At 71.4% G+C, this 16,657-nt stretch carries 14 protein-coding genes; 5 read left to right on the forward strand and 9 right to left on the reverse strand.

Annotation, left to right across the window (positions count from 1 at the left end; genetic code table 11):
• Nucleotides 1-45: 45 nt before the first annotated feature.
• Nucleotides 46-1,887, reverse strand: a complete 1,842-nt coding sequence (locus MBA17_RS17070; RefSeq protein ID WP_238497457.1) for an AMP-dependent synthetase/ligase — start codon at nucleotides 1,885-1,887, stop codon at nucleotides 46-48.
• 91 nt (nucleotides 1,888-1,978) lie between these two features.
• On the opposite strand from MBA17_RS17070, the gene MBA17_RS17075 reads away from it, so the two are divergent.
• Entirely contained in the window at nucleotides 1,979-2,593 is a 615-nt protein-coding gene (locus MBA17_RS17075; protein ID WP_238497458.1) for a trimeric intracellular cation channel family protein, read from the forward strand.
• Here the strand turns inward: MBA17_RS17075 and yczR are convergent.
• Nucleotides 2,577-3,998 (reverse strand): MocR-like transcription factor YczR, encoded by a 1,422-nt coding sequence (yczR, locus tag MBA17_RS17080; protein WP_238497459.1) that lies wholly within the window; start codon nucleotides 3,996-3,998, stop codon nucleotides 2,577-2,579. The genes MBA17_RS17075 and yczR overlap by 17 nt on opposite strands.
• Nucleotides 3,999-4,074: 76 nt before the next feature.
• On the opposite strand from yczR, the gene yczE reads away from it, so the two are divergent.
• Together yczE and MBA17_RS17090 are read left to right on the forward strand one after the other, a co-directional pair.
• On the forward strand, nucleotides 4,075-4,701 hold the full coding sequence (gene yczE / locus MBA17_RS17085; protein WP_238497460.1) for a membrane protein YczE: 627 nt from the start codon (nucleotides 4,075-4,077) through the stop codon (nucleotides 4,699-4,701).
• Nucleotides 4,702-4,710: 9 nt separating this feature from the next.
• Entirely contained in the window at nucleotides 4,711-6,465 is a 1,755-nt protein-coding gene (locus tag MBA17_RS17090; RefSeq protein ID WP_238497461.1) for a glycoside hydrolase family 15 protein, read from the forward strand.
• 178 nt (nucleotides 6,466-6,643) lie between these two features.
• Here the strand turns inward: MBA17_RS17090 and MBA17_RS17095 are convergent, their stop codons facing one another.
• Nucleotides 6,644-7,573 carry a hypothetical protein gene (locus MBA17_RS17095; protein ID WP_238497462.1) on the reverse strand — a complete coding sequence of 310 codons (930 nt, stop codon included), beginning with the start codon at nucleotides 7,571-7,573 and terminating at the stop codon, nucleotides 6,644-6,646.
• Between the two features lie 37 nt (nucleotides 7,574-7,610).
• The gene (locus MBA17_RS17100; protein ID WP_238497463.1) at nucleotides 7,611-8,528 is read right to left on the reverse strand and encodes a S66 peptidase family protein; all 918 of its coding nucleotides are present in this window, start codon (nucleotides 8,526-8,528) and stop codon (nucleotides 7,611-7,613) included.
• A 141-nt stretch (nucleotides 8,529-8,669) separates the two neighbouring features.
• On the opposite strand from MBA17_RS17100, the gene MBA17_RS17105 reads away from it, so the two are divergent.
• Nucleotides 8,670-9,557, forward strand: a complete 888-nt coding sequence (locus MBA17_RS17105; RefSeq protein WP_238497464.1) for a sulfotransferase family protein — start codon at nucleotides 8,670-8,672, stop codon at nucleotides 9,555-9,557.
• On the opposite strand, the gene MBA17_RS17110 is transcribed toward MBA17_RS17105, so the two are convergent.
• From MBA17_RS17110 to MBA17_RS17130, 5 genes are all read right to left on the reverse strand, one after another.
• Entirely contained in the window at nucleotides 9,544-11,412 is a 1,869-nt protein-coding gene (locus MBA17_RS17110; RefSeq protein WP_238497465.1) for an ABC transporter ATP-binding protein, read from the reverse strand. The two genes, MBA17_RS17105 and MBA17_RS17110, sit on opposite strands and share 14 nt — an antisense overlap.
• Nucleotides 11,413-11,511: 99 nt before the next feature.
• Nucleotides 11,512-12,330, reverse strand: a complete 819-nt coding sequence (locus MBA17_RS17115) for an enoyl-CoA hydratase/isomerase family protein (protein WP_238497466.1) — start codon at nucleotides 12,328-12,330, stop codon at nucleotides 11,512-11,514.
• 134 nt (nucleotides 12,331-12,464) lie between these two features.
• Nucleotides 12,465-12,680, reverse strand: a complete 216-nt coding sequence (locus tag MBA17_RS17120) for a helix-turn-helix domain-containing protein (protein WP_093173121.1) — start codon at nucleotides 12,678-12,680, stop codon at nucleotides 12,465-12,467.
• Nucleotides 12,681-12,794: 114 nt separating this feature from the next.
• The gene (locus MBA17_RS17125) at nucleotides 12,795-14,393 is read right to left on the reverse strand and encodes an ABC-F family ATP-binding cassette domain-containing protein (RefSeq protein WP_238497584.1); all 1,599 of its coding nucleotides are present in this window, start codon (nucleotides 14,391-14,393) and stop codon (nucleotides 12,795-12,797) included.
• A gap of 138 nt (nucleotides 14,394-14,531) precedes the next feature.
• On the reverse strand, nucleotides 14,532-15,197 hold the full coding sequence (locus tag MBA17_RS17130; protein ID WP_238497467.1) for an acVLRF1 family peptidyl-tRNA hydrolase: 666 nt from the start codon (nucleotides 15,195-15,197) through the stop codon (nucleotides 14,532-14,534).
• A gap of 183 nt (nucleotides 15,198-15,380) precedes the next feature.
• Between MBA17_RS17130 and MBA17_RS17135 the strand changes: the two genes are divergently transcribed.
• On the forward strand, nucleotides 15,381-16,469 hold the full coding sequence (locus MBA17_RS17135) for an EAL domain-containing protein (RefSeq protein ID WP_238497468.1): 1,089 nt from the start codon (nucleotides 15,381-15,383) through the stop codon (nucleotides 16,467-16,469).
• Nucleotides 16,470-16,657 lie beyond the last annotated feature (188 nt).

A 16,657-nucleotide genomic window follows, 5' to 3' on the forward strand; every position in this document is an offset into this window, starting at 1 on the left:
CGACCAGAATCCCCCCGAGACTGCAGCGAGGGAGAGTCGCGACCCTCAGGCCCGGTACATGGAGTCGATGACGTCGGCGTACTTCGCGTGGATGATCCGGCGCTTGAGCTTGAGGCTGGGGGTGAGCTCCGTGGTCTCGGCGGTCCACTCCGCCGGGAGCAGCCGCCAGCGTTTGATCTGCTGCACCCTGGCGAGCTTGTCGTTGGCGAGACCGACCGCCGCCTCGATCTCCTTGAGCACCTCGGGGTGCTCGGCCAACTCGGCGAGGGTGGTGTAGCCGATCCCCCGCGCCTCGGCCCAGCCGGGCGCGACCTCGCCGTCGAGGGTGAGGATCGCCACGGCGTAGGGTCTCCTGTCCCCGTAGGCGAGGGCCTGGCCGACGAGCGGGTGCTCCTTGAGGTGGTTCTCCAGGTTGGCGGGTGAGATGTTCTCGCCGCCCGCGGTGATGATGAGCTCCTTCTTGCGGTCGACGACGCTGACGAATCCGTCCTCGTCGATGGCGCCCACGTCGCCCGTGTGCAGCCAGCCGTCGTCGTCGAGGAGTTCGGCGGCGGCCTCGGGGCGGTTGAGGTAGCCGCGGGTGTTGAGGGGGCTGCGGGTGAGGATCTCGCCGTCGTCGGCGACCCGGACCTCGACGCCCGGCTCGGCGGGGCCGACGGTGCCGAGCTTGAACTTCGCGGGGCTGTTCGCGGTGAACGCCCCGGTCGTCTCGGTCATGCCGTACACGTCGATGACCTTGAGGCCGAGGCCCGCGAAGAAGCGCTGGACCTCCAGCGGCATGGGTGCGGCGGCGGTGGCCAGCCATTCCGCGTTGTCGAAGCCGATCATCGAGCGGATGATCGACAGCAGGGCCGCGTCGGCCTGGTCGTAGGCGGCCTTGACCTCGGGAGACACGGTCCGGCCGTACTGTAACCCCTCGATGTAGGCGAGTCCGGCGGCCATGGCGGCGCGGACGTTCTGCTGCTGCTCCTCCGGCTGGGTGGCCAGCAACGCCTGCAGGCGGGCCATCATCTTCTCCCACACCCGGGGGACGCCGAAGAAGAGCACCGGCTTGACCTGGCCCAGCGTGGCGCCGAGCTGGGTGAGATCGGTGCAGAAGTGGACGTGGGACACCTTGAACACCGGCAGGTAGAGGCTGAGCACCCGCTCGGCGATGTGGGCGTAGGTGAGGTAGGAGATCTGGGTGCCCCGGATCGGCAGCGTGATCATCCGGTCGGTGGCGGCCACCTCGTAGAGCACGTTGGCGTGGGTGAGCGGCACGCCCTTGGGGTTGCCGGTGGTGCCCGAGGTGTAGAGCACGGTCAGCACGTCGCCGGGGGTGACGGCCTGCCAGCGGGCGTCGATCGCGGCGGGATCGGCGGCGAGCGTGTCGCTGCCGAGGGTGAGGAAGTCGTCCCAGCTCATGAAGCGGTCGCCGGTGGGCGTCCCGTCGAGCATGATGACCTTCGTCAGGCCCGGCAGCTCGTCGAGCACGGACTCCCAGCGCGCCAGGTCGGCCGGCCCGCCGAGGACCGCGACCTTCGCGCCCACGTCGTTCGCGACGAAGGCGACCTGGCCGGGCGCGAAGGTGGAGTACACCGAGCACGGGGTGGCGCCCGCGTGCACCGCGCCGAGGTCGGCCAGCACGTGCTCGCTGCGGTTGACCATCATCAGGGCCACCGCGTCGCCGGGACGCACGCCGAGTGCGGCGAACCCGGCGGCGATCTCCAGGATGCGCCGTCTGGCCTGGGAGTAGGTGAGCGTGGACCAGCCGTCGCCGGCCGGGTCGGAGTAGGCGGGGGCGTCGGGATGCTCCTCGGCGGTCTCCCGCAACTGATCGCAGACGGTACGGCCGGCGATCTCGGTCTCGATCGCCGCTCGTTCACGCAGGATCGGGGAGTCAGCCATCACGCGCCTCCAGAAAGTGTTCACTTTTGGAGCATGGGAACACACGGCATCGGCCTCCGACAAGCCCTGGCCGCCATGAAATGATCCCCGCGTGAACGAGGTGCTCGATCTCGCCGGAATCTTCGTCTTCGCCATCTCGGGGGCGCTGCTCGGCGTGCGCAAGAGACTCGACGTGGTCGGCATGGCGGTGATCGCCTCGATGACCGCTCTGGGCGGCGGCATCCTGCGCGATCTCATCCTCAACCTCCGCCCGGCGGCCTTCGAGAGCGTCGGCTACGTCCTGGTCCCGCTCGTCGCCACCGCCATCGTCTTCTTCTGGCACCCGCACGTGGAGCGCCTGATGCCGGCCGTACTCGTCTTCGACGCGGCGGGCCTCGGCCTGTTCTGCGCGGTCGGCACCGAGAAGGCGCTCATCGTCGGTCTCAGCCCGCTGCACGCCACGCTGCTGGGCGTCACCACGGCGGTCGGCGGCGGGATCCTGCGCGACATCCTGGCCGGCGAGATCCCCAGTCTCCTGTACGACCGGCAGCTCTACGCCGTGCCCGCCCTCCTCGGCGCGGTGACCATGGCCTCGCTCTACCAGAACGGCCTGCACGGCTGGCCGACGACGCTCGCCGCCGCCGTGCTGGCCTTCACCCTGCGCATCCTGGCCATGAGGTACGGCCTGCGGGCGCCGCTGGCCCGCGGGGTCACAGAACCGGAGTGAGCGACTCGGCCGGACGCGAACCGTGCCCGCCCCGGGTCCTGGCGGCGACGATCCTGGGCAGCGCGGCGGCGAGCACCTGCGGCGACTGGGTGAAGGGCAGGCGCAGGTGGCTCTCCAGGGTGCCGTCCACGCCGAACCACGGACCGGGCGCCAGCCGTACGCCGTGACAGGCCGCGGCGTCGGTGAGGGCGGTCGCCGACGGCGTGTCGAGCCGGATCCACAGCGAGCCGCCGCCGGCGGGCGTCTCGAAGCTCCACGACGGCAGCTCGGCGCGCAGCGCGGCGGCCATGGCGTCACGCGAGGCGGAGAGCGTACGGCGGCGCTCGGCCCTGGTCTCCTCGATGTGCTCGAACAGCCTGGCCACCACGAGCTGTTCGAAGACCGGGGAGGCGATCTCGACCGAGGCGCGCAGCGCGGCCAGCTTCCGGACCAGCGTCGCCGTGGTGCGGATCCAGCCGATGCGCAGCCCGCCCCACCACAGCTTGGACGCGGAACCGATGGTGATCACGTTGCCGCCGGTGTCGAAGACGGCCGTCGGGGTGACCTGCGGCACGTCCTGCAGCGCGAGCTCGGCCCAGGACTCGTCGATGACCAGCACCGTGCCGTTCCGCCTGGCCGCGTCCACCAGGGCGGCACGACCGGCGTCGTCCATCAGGCGGCCGGTCGGGTTGTGGAAGTCGGGGATGTGGTAGGCCATCGTGGCGGCGGACTGTTTCATCGCCGCCACGATCAGGTCGAGGTTCCAGCCGCCCGCGGTCAGCCCGACCGATGCCAGCCGGGCGCCGCGCGAGCGCACCGAGTCCAGCGCGTGCGGATAGGTCGGCGACTCCACGACCGCGGCGTCACCCCGCCGGAGCAGCAGGTTCGTCACCAGGTGGATGGCGTGCTGGGCGCCGGCGGTGACGAGGATCTGCTCGGGGCGGGTGGCCACCCCGCGCGCGGTGTAGCGGGCGGCGACGGCCTCGCGGAGCACCTGCAGGCCCATCGGGTGGTAGCCGATGCCCAGGGCGTACCGGGGGTGGTCCTCGGCGGCCAGCGCCATCGCGCGCGGCAGCTGCGCGGTGGCGGCCGGGGCCGCGCTGTGCATCGGCAGCATGCCCTCGTCCTCGGCGGCCAGCCAGGGATTCTCCGCGCCGAGCGTCGCCGGGTCGGGCAGCGCGGTCCAGCTTCCCGCGCCCTGCCTGCTGTCCAGGTAGCCCTGCTCCCTGAGCCGGTCGTACGCGGCGGTGACCGTGGTGCGGCTGATCCCGAGCGCGGCGGCGAGGTGCCGTTCGGCCGGCAGCCGGACCCGTACGGCGAGCCGTCCGTCGAGGACGAGCGTGCGGACGCCCTGCGCCAGCGCCCGGTAGTAGGGCCGGTCGGCCGGGTCGAGCCGTACCAGCCCGGCCAGTTGCCTCGCGCTCACGTGTCGTTCCATAAGGCCACTTTTCGTTATTGGCCCTTTATTAGCAACTCGCCCGTTCCGGAGGATGTACGACATCATGAGCGAACCGTCCGTCCCCATCTCCGGCTCCCTGCCCTCGCGCCTGGTGCGCCTCTACATCGGCCTCGCCCTCTACGGCGCCGGCATCGGCCTGCAGGTCGAGGCCGGCCTCGGCGTCGACCCGTGGGACGTCTTCCACCAAGGCCTCTCCGTGCTCACCGGCTGGTCGATCGGCGTCTGGATCATCGTGGTCGGCGCCCTGGTGATGGTCTTCTGGATCCCGCTGCGGCAACGCCCGGGCCTGGGCACGATCAGCAACGTCGTCCTCGTCGGCCTGTTCGCCGACGCCACCATCTGGCTGCTGCCCACCGCCGGCCACCTGGCGGCGCGCTGGGCCCTCATGCTGACGGCCGTCGTCATGGTGGCCGCCGCCACCGGCCTCTACATCGGCGCGGACCTCGGCCCCGGACCCCGCGACGGGCTGATGACGGGGCTGCACCGCCTGGGACTGTCCATCAGGCTCGCCCGCACGCTCATCGAGATCGCCGTGCTGGCGATCGGGTGGCTGCTCGGCGGCACGGTCGGGATCGGGACCGTCGTCTTCGCGCTCGCCATCGGCCCGCTCACCCAGTTCTTCATGCCGGTCATGCGGCCGAAGGACCGGCCGGCCCGCCTTTCGCGCTAGCGTCGGGGGATGCGGATCGAGGACTACGCCCTCATCGGAGACATGCAGTCGGCCGCCCTCGTCGGCCGCGACGGCTCCATCGACTGGCTCTGCCTGCCCAGGTTCGACTCCCCCGCCTGCTTCGCCGCGCTGCTCGGCGGCGAGCGCAACGGCCACTGGTGGCTCGGCCCGACCGGCCGCCCGCTGGCCACCCGGCGGCGCTACCGGGGCGAGACGCTGATCCTGGAGAGCGAGTGGGACACCGGGACGGGCACCGTACGGGTGACCGACTTCATGCCGCCCAGGCACGCCAACCCCGACGTGGTGCGCGTGGTCGAGGGCATCTCGGGCACAGTGGAGATGTCCACCCAGATCCGGATCAGGTTTGACTACGGCCGGATCGTGCCGTGGGTGCGCAGGAGCGACGGCCACCTGCAGGCCGTCGGTGGCCCCGACTCGGTCTGGCTGCACTCCCCGGTGCCCCTCAAGGGCGGCGACTACGCCCACAGCGCCACCTTCGACGTCGCGGCGGGCGAACGGCTGTCCTTCGTCTACACCTGGCACCCCTCCCACGAACCGATGCCGGTCGAGATCGACCCGGACGTCCAGCTGGACGAGACCGAGGCCATGTGGACCGAATGGGTCTCCCGCTGCACCTACCGGGGCCCCTGGCGGGAGGCCGTGGTCCGCTCCCTGATCACCCTCAAGGCGCTGACCTACTCCCCCACCGGCGGCATCGTGGCCGCCCCCACCACCTCCCTCCCCGAGGACATCGGCGGTTCGCGGAACTGGGACTACCGCTTCTGCTGGCTCCGTGACGCCACCATGACCCTCGACGCGCTGATCGGCTCCGGCTACCTCGACGAGGCCCGCGACTGGCGCGGCTGGCTGCTCCGCGCCATCGCCGGCCGGGCGCAGGACCTCCAGATCATGTACGGCGTGGCGGGCGAGCGGCGGCTGCCCGAGCTGGAGATCCCCTGGCTGCCCGGCTACGAGGAGTCACGGCCCGTCCGGATCGGCAACGGCGCGGTCGGCCAGCTCCAGCTCGACGTCTACGGCGAGGTGCTGAACTCGCTGTACGTGTCGCGGATCTCCGGGCTGGCCGGGGACGACCGCGCCTGGGCCATCCAGCGGGAGCTGATGAACTACGTGGAGCACCACTGGGACGAGCCCGACGAGGGGCTGTGGGAGGTCCGCGGGCCGCGCCGCCACTTCGTGCACTCCAAGGTGATGTGCTGGGTCGCGGCCGACCGTGCCGTCCAGGAGGTGGAGCGGTTCGGCCGGAGCGGCCCGGTGGATCGCTGGAAGGCGCTGCGCGCCCGGATCCACGCCGAGATCTGCGACAAGGGCTTCGACTCCGTGCGAGGCACCTTCACCCAGTCGTACGGCTCGCGGGAGCTCGACGCGGCACTGCTGATGATCCCGCTGGTCGGCTTCCTGCCACCCGGCGACCCGAGGGTGCACGGCACGATCGCCGCGATCGAACGGGAGCTGACGGTCGACGGCTTCGTGCTCCGTTACCCGACCGCCGAGGACAATTCGGTCGACGGCCTGGCCGGGGGCGAGGGCGCGTTCCTGGCGTGCAGCTTCTGGCTGGCCGAGGCGCTGGCGGTCACCGGCAGACGCGACGACGCCCGGCGGCTGTTCGAGCGCCTGCTGGAGTTGCGCAACGACGTCGGGCTGCTCTCGGAGGAGTACGACCCGCGCTTCGGCAGGCTGGTCGGGAACTTCCCGCAGGCCTTCAGCCACGTCCCGCTGGTGCACACGGCCCGCGCCCTGTCGTGACCGGCCGCCGGACGCGGCGGTGTCGGCGGCGGAGCGGGTCGGCGTGAGGAGCGGCACGGTCAGCGGCCGAGCGGATCAGCGCGGAGAGCGGCACGGTCAGCGGCCGAGCGGGTCGGCGCGGGGAGCGGCACGGTCAGCGGGTGGCCGGCGAGGCGGACGGGTCCTGAGGGGCGGCCGGTCAGCGGGGCGGGCGGGTCGCGATCGCCGCGAGCACGCGGGCGAACTCCGGCGGCGGCGCGACGACCAGGCGGGTCTGGCCGTTCCGCGCGATCACGTCGGCCCTGATCAGGGTCAGCCGTCCCGCCCGCCACCAGTAGACCTGCGAGCTGAGGCCCTCGGCGTGCTCCTCGGCCTCCCGCTGCGCGTACAGCCGCAGCCGTTCGATGGCCCGCACCACGCCGATGCCCTGGACCGGGTGGACCACGAGGGTACCGGAGCTGGGCAGGGCGACCAGCGCGCCGTCGTCGGGCACCGGCACGTAGTCGTCGAGGTTGCGCAGGTGGGCGGCGGCCCCGGCGGTGGGACCGCTGAGCCGCCAGACGTCCACGCCGCCCAGGTCGACGCGTGCCACCGTGAGGCGCTCGTCGTCACGGGCGTTGAGCAGCGCGAGGTCGAGGGCCTGGCCGGCGGGGATCGGCCAGCAGCCCGCCTCCTCCGGCCGGACGGGCCGGACGGCTCCGCCGTACCCGAGGGTGAGGATCTCGATCAGGTCGGTGGTGAGGTGGCGGCCGACGACCTTCGCGCCCTCCAGCTCGTCGGCGAGATGGACGCGGGTGCGCAGCAGGGGGCGGATCTGGGTCAGGTCGCAGGCGTCCAGCGGCTCGTCGGCGACCGCGAGGGCGTGCGACAGGTGCTCGGAGACGAGCATCGGCCAGTCCTCCCGGGCCCGGCGGACGGCCTCGCGGCGCAGCCCGGTCAGGCGGATGGTGACGTCCTTGCGACCGGGGAGCGACCCGGTGAGGGAGAGCACCGCGCCGTCGGGGGCGAAGGAGCACTCGAATCCCATGGAGTCGCCCACCAGGGCGAGCAGGGAGTCCAGGTCCACTTCTTCGACCGGACGCCTCGGCGTCTCGGCCGGCCGGTCACGATGCCGCCGGAAGAACCTCACGCGTCCGTCCTTTCTGCCGTTTCCTCCAGACCTCGACCTACACTGCCTCCTCCGAGCGGTGGAACAGACCGGTCAGGGAGCACGATTGGGTATCAATAACACCAAGTCCCCCCAGCCACACCGTCAACTGTGGTGACCCGTGACCTACCGGAAGACCGGCCAGCACGGGCACGCCGAGCGGAATCAGCCGGTCGGCGAGCACCGGCGCGACGTCGCCGCACCCGACCCAGGAGCCGAGCGCGATGCCCGCGACTCCGTCGAAGGCGCCCGTCTCCAGGAGCTGGGTCAGCATCCGGTCGACGCGGTAGGGCGCCTCGTGGATGTCCTCCAGCAGCACGATCCGGCCCTCGAAGCGCGGCGCGAAGGCCGTGCCGCACAGCGCCGCGAGCAGGCTGAGGTTACCTCCGGTCAGCGGCGCCTCGACCCGGCCGGGGACCAGCACCTGATCGCCGGCGATCGGCTTCTGCTCCCCGAACAACGCCGCGGTCATGTGCTCGAAGCTCAGCGGCTCCGGGCCGTCCTCGCCGCCGACGAGGTCGTTGGCGGCCATCGGCCCGAAGCACCCGGCCACGCCGAGCCGTACGGCCAGCGCCTGGTGCAGCGCGGTGACGTCGCTGGAGCCCAGCAGCGTCTTCGGCGCCGCCTCCGCCATCGACTCCCAGTCGAGCAGGCCGAGCAGCCTGCTCGCGCCGTACCCGCCGCGGGCGCAGATCACCGCGGCCACCGAGGGGTCGCACCACGCCTCCTGCAGGTCCGCCGCGCGGCCGGCGTCGGCGCCCGCCAGGTAGCGTTCGCGCTCCAGCGCGTGTTTGCCGACGACCACCCGCAGACCCAGGTCCGTCAGCACGCGCACGCCCCTGGCCAGCGACTCGGGGTCCAGCGGGCCCGAGGGCGCGACCACGGCCACCGTGTCGCCCTGGAGCAGCGGCGGCGGCATACGCAGGGGCTCAGCCATTCACAGCCTCCCGGATCGGCCGGTACCAGAAGAGCTACCCACTCTCATTGCGACGTTTGCCAAGGTGGCCCCATATGTCCGGACCAAGATGGGCGTAGCCGGTTCGTTCATCCGCCAAACGGTGCCACACTGTCCACACATATGCGACCTCCGACCCACATCCTCGTGGTCAACGGCATCAAGGTCCGTCGGCCGGTGTTCGTGCTCGCCGCTCCGCACTCCGGCGCGGATCTGCTGGCCCGCGCCCTCAAGCGCTCCCCGGGCTTCCACGTCACCATGGGCAGGACCGCCGTGACCCACGTGGTCTACGCCTTCGCGCGCAGGCCCTCGATCGTCACCAGGAACGGCGGCGGCGGAGCGGCCAGGGTGCTGCGCGACGCCCTCGCGGAGTCCTGGCAGATCAGCCCCGGCGCGTGCGGCGAGTGCCCGGCGATCTGCCGGGAGGCCGGCGGCCTCACCGGGCCCGGCCCGTGCACCTCGGCGGGCTCGGTCGCCAGGTTCGGCGACGCCAGCCCCGACCTGCTCTACAGCGCCCCCGTGCTACTTCGCGCCTTTCCCGACGCGCGGTTCGTGCAGCTCATCCGCGACGGGCGCGACGTGGCCGCCGACATGATGGCCGACCCCGCCTGCCTGGCCTGGTTCAAGCCGATCATGCTCAGCGAGGAGACCGAGTTCCCCAACCCGTTCCTCGGCGTCAACCGCGACGAGCACCGCGACCGCTGGAAGGGGATGCCCACGGCGGGCAAGTGCGCCCTGCGCTGGCGCAGCGCCGTCCGGCTCAGCGCCGTGCTCCGCCAGGACCTCCCCCGCGAGCAGCTCCTCACCCTCCGCTACGAGGACCTCGTCTCCGCGCCCGGCAAGGCGGTCGCGTCGCTGTCCGACTTCCTGGAGACCCCCGTGTCCAAGACGGCCTTCTACGGCAGGGCCGTCCCCAAGGTCGGCTCCTGGCGCTCCCGGCTGCGCCCGAGCGACGCCGGCCTGTTCGAGCGGGTGGCCCGCGAGGAGCTCGAACGCCTCAGCTATGGCTGAACTGGGTCCGGTAGAGCTCGGCGTAGACGCGCCCGTGCGCGAGCAGCTCCTCGTGCCGCCCGCGCTCGACGATCCGCCCGTCCTGGACGACGAGGATCTGGTCGGCCTCCCGGATCGTGGCCAGGCGGTGCGCGATGACCAGGGACGTACGGCCCGCGAGCGCCGACTTCAGCGCCTGCTGCACGGCCGCCTCCGACTCGGAGTCCAGATGCGCGGTGGCCTCGTCGAGCACGACCACGCTGGGCGCCTTCAACAGCAGCCGGGCCAGTGCCAGGCGCTGCTTCTCCCCGCCCGACATCCGGTAGCCGCGGTCGCCGACGATCGTCTCCAGGCCGTCGGGCAACCCTTCGACCAGCTCGCCGATCTGGGCGGCGCGCAGCGCCTCCCACAGCTCCTCGTCGCTCGCCTCCGGACGCGCGTAACGCAGGTTGGCGGCGATCGTGTCATGGAACAGGTGGGCATCCTGCATGACGACGCCGATGGTGTCGCGCAGCGAGGCGAACGTCGCCTCCCTGACGTCGAGCCCGTTGACCCGGACCGCGCCCCCGGTGACGTCGTAGAGCCGGGACACCAGCGAGGTGATCGTGGTCTTGCCCGCGCCCGAGTGGCCGACCAGCGCGACCAGTTCGTCCGGCCCCGCGGTGAAGCTCACCCCGTCGAGCACCCGCGCGGAGGGACCGGTGTCCGGCCGCGCGACCGACTCCAGTGAGGCCAGCGACACCTCCGAACCCGACGGGTAGTTGAACACCACGTCGTCGAACTCGATCACCGCGGGCCCGCCGGGCACCGGCCTGGCGTCGGCCCGCTCGGCGACCATCGGCTTGAGATCGAGCACCTCGAAGACCCGGTCGAAGCTCACCAGCGCCGTCATCACGTCGACGTGCACGTTCGACAGGCTGGTCAGCGGGCCGTACAGGCGCATCAGCAGCGCCGCCAGGGCGACCAGGGTGCCGATCTCGAAGGCGCCGCCGACGGCGAGCACGCCGCCCGCGCCGTACACCAGGGCCGTCGCGAGGGCGGCGACCAGGCCGAGCGCGACCCTGAACACGGTGCCGTACATCGCCACGGTCACGCCCACGTCGCGGACCCGGCCGGCCCGCCCGGCGAAGTGGACGGCCTCCTCGTCGGGCCTGCCGTACAGCTTGGCGACCATCGCGCCCGCGACGTTGAACCGCTCGGTCATCACCGAGCTCATCTCCGCGTCGAGCTCCATCTGCTCACGTGTCAGCTTCGACATCCGCCGCCCCACCCAGCGGGCGGGCAGCAGGAAGATCGGCAGCAGGACCAGCGCGACGAGGGTGATCTGCCAGGAGAGCACCAGCATGGCGCCCAGCACGAGCACCAGACTGATCACGTTGGACAGGACGGAGGACAGGGTGGTGGTCAGCGCGCGCTGGGCGCCGATCACGTCGGTGTTGAGCCGGGAGACCAGCGCGCCGGTCTGGGCCCGCATGAAGAAGGCGACCGGCATCCGCTGGACGTGGTCGAAGACCTCGGTGCGCAGGTTGTAGATCAGGCCCTCGCCGATGCGGGCGGAGAACCACCGCTGGGCGAACACGAGCACCGCGTCGAGCACGGCGAGACCGGCGATGGCGGCGGCCAGCCCGACGACGACCCCGGCCTGCTTGCTCTCGATGCCGTCGTCGATGATCGCCTTCATCAGCAGCGGGTTGGCGACGACCACCACGGCGCCGAGCACCACCAGCGCCAGGAAGGCGGCGATCTGGCGTGCGTAGGGGCGGCCGTAGCGAGCGATCCGCTTCACGGTGCCCGGCGAGAGCCGCTCCTTGGTCACCGACTCGTCACGGCGCAGCGAACGCATCTGGGGTCCGTAACCCCCGCCCATCATCGTCATTCGCGCACGCCCTTCCCGGCCCTGTCACCCCCGGGTCGGACACCTCTCCCGGTCGAGTCACTCATGCGCAGCACCGGGAGAGAGCGCTCGATTCCCCGATCAGCTCCGGGCGAACATCGTCTTGAGCCGTACGGCCTGCTCACGGCGCTCGGCGGCGCACTGCTCCTCCAGCGAGCGCCCCCGAGCGCCCTGGAGCAGCCGCTTGGTCGCCGTGGCGGCCCCCCGATCCGTGGCGAGCACGGCGGCCGCGAGATCCCGTACGGCTTGCTTGAGCTCCTCCCCCGGAACCATCAACTCGCCCAGGCCGAGGGCGAGCGCCTCCCGCGCGTCCACCGTCCGTGCCGTCAGGCACATCTCGATGGCCCTGGGCAGGCCGACGATGTCGACGAGTGGCTTGGTGCCGGTCAGATCGGGCACCAGGCCCAGCGCGGGCTCCTTCATGCACAGCTTCGCGTCCTCCGCGAGGATCCGCAGGTCACACGCCAGAGCCAGCTGGAAGCCGGCACCGATCGCGTGGCCCTGGACCGCCGCGATGGAGACGATCTCCGGGCGGCGCAACCACAGGAAACCCTGTTGCGCCTCCGCGATTCCCCGTTCGAGAGTCTCGTCGTCGCGCGCCGCGTTCGCGGCGAAGAACGTCTGCCCCGGAACCCCTTCCGGGGTGAATATCCGCAGGTCGATGCCTGCCGAGAAGGACGGCCCCTCACCTTCCACCACGACGACCCGCACCTGCTCGGGCAGGCTCTCACCGATTCTGGCCAGCGCCGACCAAGTCGCGAACGTCTGCGCGTTCCGCTTGTCCGGCCGGTCCAGGGTGATCGTCGCGATTTCGCCGTCCACCTCGAAGCGCAGTCCGATCTCGGCGAGCTCGCTCGCCTCGATCGCTCCCGCTCTCCCCCCAACAGCCACTTCCGCCATCGCTCTCTCCGCCTGTCTGGATCCGTCGCGCCCGAGCCTATCGATTCCCATAGAATATGGTTCTACTGGCTCGGGCGCGGCGGCTGCGACTGACGGGGACGAGCGGCTGCGGTCGCGCGTTCCGAGGCGGCCGTTTAGCGCTTGGACTTGCCTCGGGTCGCCCCGCCGCGCCCCCGCAGAGTCACACCGGACTCGCTGAGGATGCGGTGGATGAACCCGTATGACCTGCCGGTGGAAGCCGCCAGAGCGCGGATGCTTTCACCCGCGGCATAGCGCTTCTTGAGATCGGCGGCCAGTTTTTCGCGATCGGCCCCGGTCACCCGGGTGCCCTTCTTCAGAGTCTCGGCCACGAGTACCTCCTGTAGTGCCAGACTTCCGCAGCGTTACTCACGCCATGATCAGTCATTTCAGCCGGATCGGCTACCTACTCCACGGGAAAAGATCCGTACCCGCTCAAATTAAGATCAGGCAAGTGCCACAAGATCGGAAAATTCGTCGCTCCAAGCGTCCTCGACTCCGTCTGGCAGCAAGATCACCCTATCCGGTCGTAGTGCCTCCACGGCGCCCTCATCGTGCGTGACGAGGACGATCGCCCCAGAATAGGACCTAAGTGCCGAAAGTACCTGATCGCGGCTGGCTGGATCCAGGTTGTTCGTAGGCTCGTCGAGCAGGAGGACGTTCGCCGCGGACAGCACCAGGGTCGCCAGCGCCAGCCGCGTCTTCTCCCCTCCCGACAGCACTCCGGCGGGCTTGTCCACGTCGTCGCCGGAGAAGAGGAAGGACCCGAGAACCTTGCGCAGATCGACGTCGGCGACGTCCGGACCGGCCGATCGCATGTTCTCCAGGACGGTACGGCCCGCGTCGAGAGTCTCGTGTTCCTGGGCGTAGTAGCCCATCTTCAGCCCGTGCCCCGGGCGCAGTTCACCGGTGTCGGGCGTCTCGATGCCGCCCAGCAGACGCAGCAGAGTGGTCTTGCCGGCGCCGTTCAGGCCGAGGATCACCACCCGGGTCCCCCGGTCGACGGCGACGTCGACGTCCGTGAAGACCTCGAGCGAGCCGTACGCCTTCGACAGGCCCACCGCGGTCAGCGGGGTGCGCCCGCAGGAGGCGGGGCTGGGGAACCGCAGCTTCGCCACCTTGTCGGACCTGCGCTCCTCGGAGATGCCGGCCAGCAGGCGCTTGGCGCGGCGCTCCATGTCCTGCGCCGCCTTGGCCTTGGTGGCCTTCGCGCGCATCCGATCGGCCTGTGACATGAGGACCGACGCCTGCTTCTCCGCGTTGGCCCGCTCCCGCTTCCGGCGCCGCTCGTCGGTCTCCCGCTGGGCCAGGTAGGTCTTCCAGCCGACGTTGTACGTATCGATCACACAACGATTGGCGTCGAGGTGCAGAACCTTGTTTACCGTCGCTTCAAGAAGGCCGACATCGTGGCTGATGATGATCAAGCCGCCCTGATGGGAGCGCAAAAAATCACGAAGCCACCCGATCGAGTCTGCATCGAGGTGGTTTGTCGGCTCGTCAAGAAGGAGAGTCTCCGCGCCGCTGAACAAGATTCGCGCAAGTTCGACACGCCGTCGCTGTCCACCGGAAAGCGTTTGCAGAGGCTGGCCGAGCACCCGGTCGGGCAGGCCGAGGCTGGACGCGATCGACGCGGCCTCCGCCTCCGCCGAGTAGCCGCCCAGGACGTGCAGCCGATCTTCGAGCCGCCCGTAGGCGCGCACGGCCTTGTCCCTGACCCGCTCGTCAGTGGCGGCCATGCCGGACTCGGCCGCGCGCAGGTCGCGCAGCACCTCGTCGAGCCCGCGCGCCGACAGGATCCGGTCGCGCGCGAGTTCCTGCAGGTTACCGGTGCGCGGGTCCTGCGGCAGATAGCCGACGTCGCCGGTGGCGGTCACGGTGCCCCCCGAGGGGATGCCCTCGCCGGCGAGCACGCGGGTGAGTGTGGTCTTGCCCGCGCCGTTGCGGCCCACCAGGCCGATCTTGTCGCCCGGGTTCACCCGGAAGGACGCGCTCTCGATGAGCAGCCGCGATCCTGCGCGCAGTTCGATATCAGAGGCAATGATCATAGTTGGAGTAACACTCCCAGGCCGGGGTCGGGAAGGGACAGCTGTGGCGTGGAGGGCCATCAGTCGGGAGTGCGCATACCGATCAGTGTACGTTGACCAGGGCCCCACCATGGCGTGACTTCTCGTCACCGCCGGCTCTCAGCGCGCCTCGGAACCGGGTTCGACGACGCGGACACGCACGGCCCGGAAGGTCTTGGGAGTGTCCTGGAGGACCACCAGCCGCGGGTCGGGCACGGTCAGGAACGGCTCGGCCTCCAGGGCGAAGACGGCCGCGAGCCGGCGGTCGCCCCGCAGCGCGTCCACCGAACGCCGGTCGCCGCCGAACACCACCGCGTCCAATTCGGCCAGGCGCGGTGCCAGCACCCGGGCGGCGACGTCCGCCGCGGCGCCCTGCGCCTGCCCGGCCTGCTTCTCCCTGCGGCGCGCGAACCGGTGCTGCGACCACCCGCCCGCGGCCGTACGCCCCTGCACGAGCCGCGATCCCACCTTGGAGGTCACCAGCACGCTCCCCGCGAAGATCCCCGCCGCGTAACCGCCCAGCCGCACCAGCACCACCCCGACGAGCCGGTCGCGCCTCGCGTGCCCGGCCAGCGCCGCCACCGGATCGCCCGTTCCGGCCAGCGGGGGGAAGGGCACGTGACATTCGGCGAGCGCGCCGTCCGGGGCCGCGAGCCGTACGATCCGGTCGTCGGCGGACACCGCCGGCGGGCCGTGCCGCTCGCCGAATCTTCCCGCCCACCCCTCGAACCGCTCGGGGGACACCGAGACCCAGTGCCCTCCCCCGCGCGCCGGCCGTCCGCTCACGCCGTGAGGCTACCCTCACCGCCGCCGCCCGGCGACCGCGGCACCGCCCGAACCATGATCCGTCGCTTCTTGTCAAACATCGAGGTCAGGGGCTTGCCGATGCCTCCAACACCCGGCGAAATATCGGTGAACATCGCTGCACGTGTCTATATGTGACCATGGGTGGCGCGACATCATCTGTACGTGTCGAGCAAACTCTCCGCCCCGCCGCCCGCAGAGGCGGGCAACGCGCTCATCACACCGATAGTCGACCTCGACACGGGGGGTGTGATCGCGCTGCGGGCGATCACCGGTCGGCGGTTCGGTGACGCGGCCTCCATGGCGCGTGCCTCCCTCGACGCCGCCCGGCGCGAGGCCCTTCTCCCTATCGTGCTCGGTCTCCCCGCACGGGCCGTGATCGGCGGGTCGGGGAGTCTCGCGCCGCTGCACGAGGTCCTGCGGGTGTCGGGGCGGCGGCCGCGCGAGGTGATCCTGGCCGTCGAGGGCGAGATCGCCCACGAGGACCGGCGGGCGCTGCTCGTCGGCCTCGACGGGCTGCGCGCGATCGGCTACCTGGTCGCGATCGGCGATCTGGGCACCGCCCACGTCCCGCTCGACCTGCTGAGCGACGCCATGCCGTACCTCATGATGCTCTCCCCCGACCTGATCGCGCGGATCCCGCGGGATCCGCGGCGGGCGGCGGTCGGGGAGTCGCTGACGGTGCTCGCCCGGGGCATCGGCGCGCACATGCTGGCCCCCGGCGTGACCGACGAGGCGCAGCTCGCCGCGGTGCGCGGCTGGGGCGTACGGCTGGCGCACGGGCCGCTGCTGGCGCCCGGACCGTCCGGACGGGTGACCGTGCCGCTGCCGGTTCCGCAGGAGCCGGCGGGGCGGGCGCTCGGCCCGAGGGTGCAGGAGTTCCTCCTGCCGGCCGTCACCCTTCCCGCCGAGGCGACCGCCGAGCAGGCGGCGGAGACGTTCGGCAGCGAGCCGTCGATCACGAGCGTGATCCTGGTGGACGAGTACCAGCGGCCGCGCGGGAGCCTGGACCGCAGCCGGTTCATGCTGTCCATCGCCGGGCGGTACGGGTACGCCCTGCACGGGAGCAAGCCCGCCGCGCGGCTGGCCGATCCGCCCCGCACGGTGCCGAAGACCACCCCGGCCATCGCCGCGATGCAGGTGGCGGGCAGGGACGCGACGCGGATCTACGACGATCTGGTGGTCACCGACGAGGTCGGACGTTGCCTGGGCATCCTGCGGGTCGGCGATCTGATCCGGGAGGTCGCCAGGTGACCGCCTTTACGATGTAGATCAAAGACAGTCCTGCGGGCGGGCGGGCGCGGCGGCGGCCTCGATGCGGTGGCATGCGCGGCGGGATCGAGCACGCGCTCGCGACGACGTCTGTCCTGCCCGGCGGGCGGGCCGGGTGGCTCACCCGGCCCATCTCTCGTCCTGCCTCTCGTCCTGCCTCTCGTCCTGCC

This window comes from Dolomitihabitans soli (genome assembly GCF_022213955.1).
Lineage (GTDB): Bacteria > Actinomycetota > Actinomycetes > Streptosporangiales > Streptosporangiaceae > Streptosporangium_A > Streptosporangium_A soli.

What these genes read in the sequence shown, in the direction of transcription:
- MBA17_RS17100 (WP_238497463.1), bottom strand. Translation starts at nt 8,528, where the DNA reads ATGGCTGAGCCCCTGCGTATGCCGCCGCCGCTGCTCCAGGGCGACACG.
- MBA17_RS17070 (WP_238497457.1), bottom strand. Translation starts at nt 1,887, where the DNA reads ATGGCTGACTCCCCGATCCTGCGTGAACGAGCGGCGATCGAGACCGAG.
- MBA17_RS17090 (WP_238497461.1), top strand. Translation starts at nt 4,711, where the DNA reads ATGCGGATCGAGGACTACGCCCTCATCGGAGACATGCAGTCGGCCGCC.
- yczE (WP_238497460.1), top strand. Translation starts at nt 4,075, where the DNA reads ATGAGCGAACCGTCCGTCCCCATCTCCGGCTCCCTGCCCTCGCGCCTG.
- MBA17_RS17115 (WP_238497466.1), bottom strand. Translation starts at nt 12,330, where the DNA reads ATGGCGGAAGTGGCTGTTGGGGGGAGAGCGGGAGCGATCGAGGCGAGC.
- MBA17_RS17125 (WP_238497584.1), bottom strand. Translation starts at nt 14,393, where the DNA reads ATGATCATTGCCTCTGATATCGAACTGCGCGCAGGATCGCGGCTGCTC.
- MBA17_RS17105 (WP_238497464.1), top strand. Translation starts at nt 8,670, where the DNA reads ATGCGACCTCCGACCCACATCCTCGTGGTCAACGGCATCAAGGTCCGT.
- MBA17_RS17110 (WP_238497465.1), bottom strand. Translation starts at nt 11,412, where the DNA reads ATGACGATGATGGGCGGGGGTTACGGACCCCAGATGCGTTCGCTGCGC.